This window comes from Tahibacter caeni, assembly GCF_024609805.1.
GTDB classification, from domain to species: domain Bacteria; phylum Pseudomonadota; class Gammaproteobacteria; order Xanthomonadales; family Rhodanobacteraceae; genus Tahibacter; species Tahibacter caeni.
In genome coordinates, this window is the sequence record NZ_JANFVR010000564.1 from 1 (window position 1) to 1,807 (window position 1,807).

The window sequence follows — 1,807 nt, forward strand, 5'->3', positions numbered from 1 at the left end:
GTAGAACAGCGCGATGTGGCGCGGCGCGGCCGCCGGCCTGCGCGGCTCGGCCGGCGCCGACTGCACCTGCGCGGCGAAGCGGCGCCACTGCGCGTCGTCGCGGTCGGCCAGGCTGAAGACGGTCACGGGATTTGCCGGCTTGGGCAGCTCGAACGCGAGTTCGCGTTCGGGGCGGAAATTTTCGCGCGCGAGATCGGCGACGAAACTTTCCTGCCAGCGCGCGAAGCTCAACGCGACGCCGCCGCTCGCGGCCGGCGCCGCGTCGCCGCGCAGGGCCTCGGCGTGCACGCGGAAATGCCGCAGCGGCGCGTCGAACGCCAGCGGCAGCAGATAGCGGTAGACGGCGCCGGCATCGAGCAGGGGCTGATCGAACTCGATGCGTACGCGCTTGTCGCCCTGGGCGGGCAGCGGATACAGCCGCGTGCGGAAGACGTTGCCCTGGGTCAGTTCGGCCAGGCCCGGGTCGATGCCGCGGCGCACGGTGGACTCGAACGCGACGCGCGCGGTCTCCTTCTCGACGACGACGCCTTCGCGCAACTGGCCGGCGACTTCCAGCGCATAGCCCGTGATGCTCTGGCCTTCGGCCAGCGGGAACACGAACTCGCCTTCGAGCACGCGCGCGTTGGGATTGTGGAAGGTCAGGTCGAGCCGCGTGCTCGCGACGAAACCCTGGATGCGGATGTCGATCGCGACGTCCTGCAGGCGCACCGGTTCGAGCTTCAGCGCCGGATCGATCCAGATCTGCGGCGGCCGCGGCGGCGGGGAGATTGCCGGTGTGCGTGCGGCGGCCGCGCCGGTGAACAGCAGTGCGGCGGCGGCCCAGACCTTCCACGACGTCTTCATGCGCAGATCCTCGGCGGGTGGTGCGGCGGAAACGCGGACGGTGCCGGGGCGGGGTCAGGCGGGGCGCGACGGCCGCCGGTGCCGGTCCCGCTCCCCCGGCGCGACCGTGACGGAGGCCGAGCCTGCCGCAGCGCGGCTGTACCGCGGCTGGCCTGCCGCGCCGGCCGAATTCATTTGCCTGCCCGGGCGCCGCGCGCATAGCCTAGCCGGCTCCCGGTCGCGCGGCGGCCGGTCCGTACACTTTTGCAGGCGGGTGCGTTGTGCTGCTGATGATCGACAACTACGACAGCTTCACCTGGAATCTCGTGCAGTACCTCGGCGAGCTGGGTTGCGAGGTCAAGGTCGTGCGCAACGACGAGTGGAGCGTGGAGCAGGTCGCCGCGGCGCAGCCGAGCCACATCGTGATCTCGCCGGGGCCGTGCACGCCGAACGAAGCCGGCATCTCGCTGCAGTTGCTGCGCGAGCTGGCCGGACGGATTCCGATCTTCGGCGTCTGCCTCGGCCACCAGGCCATCGGCCAGGCCTTCGGCGGCAAGGTCGTGCGCGCCGCGCAGATCATGCACGGCAAGACTTCGCCGATCCGCCATGCGGGGCAGGGCGTGTTCCGCGAGCTGCCCGATCCGTTCGAAGCGACGCGCTATCACTCGCTGGTCGTCGAGAAGACCTCGCTGCCGGACTGCCTCGAAGCGACGGCCTGGACCGAGCAGGCCGACGGCCGCGTCGACGAGATCATGGGGCTGCGGCACCGCGAGCTGCGCGTGGAGGGCGTGCAGTTCCATCCGGAATCCATCCTGACCCAGCACGGACACCGCCTGCTCGCGAATTTCCTCGCCGCATGAGCGCTGCGCGCGCGGCCGCGGCGGTCTGCGTCGGGCTCGCGGCCGTCGTCGCGACCGCCGCCGACGCGGCAACCGCCGCCGACGTCGATGCGGCCGTCGCGCGCTGCCGCGACCTGCAGCAGTCG

At 71.8% G+C, this 1,807-nt stretch carries 2 protein-coding genes; one reads left to right on the top strand and one right to left on the bottom strand.

What is annotated here, in order from left to right; translation table 11 throughout:
• Positions 1 to 843 (bottom strand): VIT domain-containing protein (locus NON22_RS23790; protein WP_257389465.1); only part of this gene is annotated, 843 nt, incomplete at its 3' end.
• A 260-nt stretch (positions 844 to 1,103) separates the two neighbouring features.
• On the opposite strand from NON22_RS23790, the gene NON22_RS23795 reads away from it, so the two are divergent.
• Positions 1,104 to 1,682, top strand: coding sequence for an anthranilate synthase component II (locus tag NON22_RS23795; RefSeq protein ID WP_257389466.1), 579 nt, complete (start codon positions 1,104 to 1,106; stop codon positions 1,680 to 1,682).
• The last annotated feature ends 125 nt before the right edge of the window (positions 1,683 to 1,807 follow it).